The organism is Streptomyces sp. 8L (genome assembly GCF_020176795.1).
Classification (GTDB): Bacteria; Actinomycetota; Actinomycetes; order Streptomycetales; family Streptomycetaceae; genus Streptomyces.
In genome coordinates this window covers 7,089-11,275 of the sequence record NZ_JAIUKE010000242.1, presented here as the reverse complement: position 1 = coordinate 11,275, position 4,187 = coordinate 7,089, and the positions used below count along the sequence as shown (strand labels likewise).

Here is a 4,187-nt window from a genome sequence, read left to right as displayed (position 1 = left end):
CGCGGCGGGGCCTGGCCCCCGCCCTCGCCCGAGGCGCCCTCCTCGCCGGGCGTCCCGGTACTGACCGACGCCAATCACCGGCCCATGCCCCTGGACCCCTACCTCCTCGATCCGCGGCAGACCAGGACGATCGACGCGGCCTACACGACCCTGGTCTCCCGGTGCATGCGGCGGTTCGGGTACGCCTACGCGCAACCGGGCGGAAACACCGATCCCACCGGCATCGGCGCCGACGCCCCCACCACCCGCATGGACGGCTATTTCGGTTTCCAGACCATGGCGCACGCCAAGACATGGGGCTACCACCCGGAGGGCACCTCGGCCCAGGGCGGGGGCCAGGCCCCGCCGCGCACGGCCACCGAGAACACCGCTCTGACCGGCACATCGGACCCGCACAGCAAGAACGGCCCCGGGGGGCAGGACGTCCATGGCCGCACCGTCCCCGACCACGGCTGCGTCGGCGAGGCGAACCGGCTGCTGACCGGCAGTGTCACGGGCACCACCGGGAACCCCGACTTCGTCGTCTCGCTCAAGTTCGACACACTGAGCAAGGGCCGGCAGGACCCGCGGACGCGTGCGGTGTTCGCGGCCTGGTCGCACTGCATGAAGGACAAGGGGTTCACGTACACCGATCCGCTCGCGGCGGCGGGCGACCCCCGCTGGTCCACGGCGGCCGGCCCCACCGGCGAGGAGCTGCGCGTGGCCGTCGCCGACCAGGAGTGCCGCGGCGACACGAACGTCGTCGGAGTGTGGTTCGCGGTCGACTACGGCTATCAGCGGGAGGCCGTACAGCACAACCGCGCGCGCCTCGCCACGGTGCGGAGCGCGATGGCCGCCCATCTCGCCGCCGCACGGCGGGCGGTGGCCCCGCCCTCGCGGTAGGGCCGCTGCCCGGGGCGGCCGACAGGACCGCGAGAACGGCACGGCGCGTGCCCGGGTGGGGAGGAGTGGGCCGGGAACCAGCGGTTCAGGCCCCCTCCTTCAGGACCCGGCCGACCAACTCACGCTGATCGTCGGAGAGGCCGGGGTCGGCACAGTGGACAGTACGGCCGTCGACGGTGACCTCGTAGCTGAAGCCGTCCGGGACACCCGCCGAAGGCCCGCTCCGGCCCGCGTCGGCAACGCGCCGGGCCAGGGCCTCCCACTCCCGCGCGTCGGGCCGTGTCGACGTGTCGACCTCGGCGTGACGCTCGATCCCGGCGAATCCGCCGGTTCGCCGCACTTCGATCCGCATGGTGACTTCCTACCCGAAGCGTGCGGCCCTACCCGTGGGGCGCCGCGCCGTCCTCCGCCCCCGCCGGGGCCGCCTTCGGTCGTCAGGCCGTGGTGACACCGACCTGCGACCACGCCTTGACCATCGCCTCGTGCTCGTCGCCGTCACCGAAACGGGCGCGGGCGGCGGCGACGGTCAGCCGTGCGAAGTCGGCGAACTGGGCGCTCGGGGCGAGCGCTCCGCCGGTGAGGACGTCGTACCAGACCTGGCCGGCCTTCTCCCAGGCGTGGCCGCCCAGCTCGGTGGCGGCCAGGTAGAAGGCGTGGTTGGGGATGCCCGAGTTGATGTGCACGCCACCGTCGTCGCTCGATGTGCGCACATAGCCGTCCATCGTCGCGGGCTGCGGGTCCTTGCCGAGGACGTCGTCGTCGTACGCCGTGCCGGGCGCCTTCATGGAGCGCAGCGCCCGGCCCGTCACGTTCGGTCCGAGCAGTCCGGTGCCGATGAGCCAGTCGGCCTCGCTCGCGCTCTGCCCGAGGGCGTACTGCTTGATCAGGGTCCCGAAGACGTCGGAGACGGATTCGTTGAGGGCTCCCGACTGGCCCGAGTACTGCAGGTCGGCGGTGTACTGGGTGACGCCGTGGGTCAGTTCGTGTCCGATGACGTCCACCGGGATGGTGAAATCGAGGAACAGGTCGTTGTCGCCGTCGCCGAAGACCATGCGCTCGCCGTCCCAGAACGCGTTGTCGTAGTCGCGGCCATAGTGGACGGTGGCGTTCAGCGGGAGCCCCGCGTTGTCGATGGAGTGGCGGCCGTAGACCTTGAGATACAGCTCGAACGTGGCGCCGAGGCCGGCGTTGGCGCGGTTGACCGACGCGTCCTTGGACGGCCCGTCCCCCTCGGCGTGCACCTTCTCCCCCGGGAGGGTCTGCGTGTGCCGGGCGTCGTAGATGGTACGGCGGGGGCTGTCTCCGGCGGCGGCCGTCGCGGCCGGTCCCGGCGGCGCGAAGGAACGGCGCCGGGTCCGCTGGAGGGCGTCGTGTTCGAGGGTGCGTCGCGCGCGCCCGGAACGTGATGTGTCCTGCGCCTGCGACAGCTTGTCGAGAATGTGCGGGGGAACGATCGTGCAGAAGACCGGGTGGGCCGGACGGCCGGAAACGTTCATGTATCGCAATGTGACAGCCAGTTACCCACTTGTCACTGTCCGGCGTTGATGTTCGCGAGATCGGGTGGTGACCGGGGCTTCGAGGATTACCCGTCGTCCAGCGGGTTACCGGTGCTGCCGCGTCGCCGGCGCCCGCCGGGGCGGTGCTCGCCCCGGCGGGCGGTTGTTCCGCGAACTGCCCTCGGGGGGCGCCGGGTTACGCGCCGCTGAGCGCGATGCGGACCGTGTGGTGCCCGGTGCCGTGTGCGGGCAGCGACGGGTTACGGGCGCGCCGGCCGTCGATCACACAGTCGTGTATCCGGTTTCCCGCGCCCGTCAGTTCGATGTCGAGGGTCATGTCCCGGTACGCCAGACCGCGCAGAGCGACGCTCCCCCAGCCCTCGGGGAGCGACGGGGCGAGCCGGAGCCCGTCGGCCGAGAGGCGGAGACCGAGCAGGCCGTGGTGGATGAGCCGCAGGTAGCCGGTGGCGGACCAGGCCTGGTCGGGCTGGGAGTCGAAGTGGGACTGCGAGCCGCTGCCGTCGGACTGCCAGCCGCCGTCGGCCGCGCCCGTCACCGAGTTGTACAGCTCGTAGAAGCTGTCGCCGGTGCCGTGGACGAGCTCGGCCAGATCGTCGACAGCGCGGGCGAACAGGTCGGTCCTGCCCGCTTGCGCGGCCGCGTGCCCGAACAGCGAGTGCACCATCGGCCAGACCATCACGTTGTGACGGCCGGGGCGGTCATCACTGAAACGCGGGAAGTGCGGCCAGACGTTGACGATGCCGTGCGGCTGCCAGTGCGCGTGGTCGAGCAGGAGCCGGGTCCTGCGCCGGTCGGCGACGCCGAACAGGACGGCGAGCGCGAGGCCCGCGCCCTCCTGTGACGTGTCCACCTGCCCGGCCCGCGCGTCGCCGCCGTGCACCAGATAGCCGTAGGTGCCCGCTTCTTCGCGCCACAGGTGGCGGTCGATCGCGGACCGCAGGGACGTCGCCGCCGTCCGGTACCCGGAGGCGGCCGAGGTGTGTCCGAGTGCGCTGGCCATGCTGTCGAGGGCCAGGTAGGCGCCGTGGTAGAGGCAGTTGGTCGAAAGGACCATCAACTCGTCGGCGTGCGGGTAGTCGAGCACGAAGCTGGAGTCGACCCCCGCGGCCCAGGGCGGCGCCGGATATCCGGCGATGCCGTCGTTCATGTACCCGGGGCCCTGGAACAGCCCCGCGGAGTCGTTGAAGTTCGCAGCCCTCCGCAGGGCGAGCGTGCGCGCGGCGACGCCGTACGCGGTGGTGAGGAAGTCCCGGTCGCCGGTGACGAGGTAGTGGTTCCACGCGCCGACGATCCAGACGACCTGGTCCCACCACTGGTTGTCCTGCTGGACGACCGGCGCGCCGCCGCCCTCTCCCGGGTCGACGACCGACCACAGGGTGTTCTCCCCCACCGAGGGGCCGAGCAGGCTCACCCCGCTCCAGGCGTTGATGGCGGCGTCGCGTGTCCACCGCTGCGGTTCGGGGTATCCCCCGCCGGCCCGCACCAGGCTGCCCGGCGGGTAGCTGACGAGCCCGGCCTTGTCGTACGTGCCCGGCACGGCGTAGGTGGTGTTGATGCCGACGATGTCGGTGAGTGCCGCGTCGTACAGCGTTCCAAGTCTGTCCTGGAGGGCGGACGCGTCGAACGAGAGGGTCGGCAGGTCGTACACGACACGGCGCACGGCGGGTGCCGCCGCGGGCCCGCGGGGGGGGGGGGGGGGGGGGCCGCGCCCCCCGGGGGGGGGGGGGGGGGGGGGGGCGGGGCGCCCCCGCCCCCCGGGGGGCCCCCCGGCGGGCTGATCGGCTGGGC

Annotated in this window: 4 protein-coding genes; 1 reads left to right on the top strand and 3 read right to left on the bottom strand. The window is 72.6% G+C overall.

Translation table 11 applies throughout. The features are described 5' to 3' along the window. Nucleotides 1-882, top strand: an 882-nt coding sequence (locus tag LCE31_RS20580) for a hypothetical protein (RefSeq protein WP_225016252.1), incomplete at its 5' end; no start/stop codon positions are given. 85 nt (nt 883-967) lie between these two features. On the opposite strand, the gene LCE31_RS20575 is transcribed toward LCE31_RS20580, so the two are convergent. From LCE31_RS20575 to LCE31_RS20565, 3 genes are all read right to left on the bottom strand, one after another. After that, nucleotides 968-1,234 (bottom strand): protealysin inhibitor emfourin, encoded by a 267-nt coding sequence (locus LCE31_RS20575; RefSeq protein ID WP_225016250.1) that lies wholly within the window; start codon nt 1,232-1,234, stop codon nt 968-970. A gap of 82 nt (nt 1,235-1,316) precedes the next feature. Continuing rightward, nucleotides 1,317-2,378: a M4 family metallopeptidase gene (locus LCE31_RS20570; RefSeq protein ID WP_225016248.1), complete on the bottom strand. Its 1,062-nt coding sequence runs from the start codon at nt 2,376-2,378 to the stop codon at nt 1,317-1,319. Nucleotides 2,379-2,574: 196 nt separating this feature from the next. Next, entirely contained in the window at nt 2,575-4,059 is a 1,485-nt protein-coding gene (locus LCE31_RS20565; protein WP_225016254.1) for an MGH1-like glycoside hydrolase domain-containing protein, read from the bottom strand. Nucleotides 4,060-4,187: the final 128 nt, after the last annotated feature.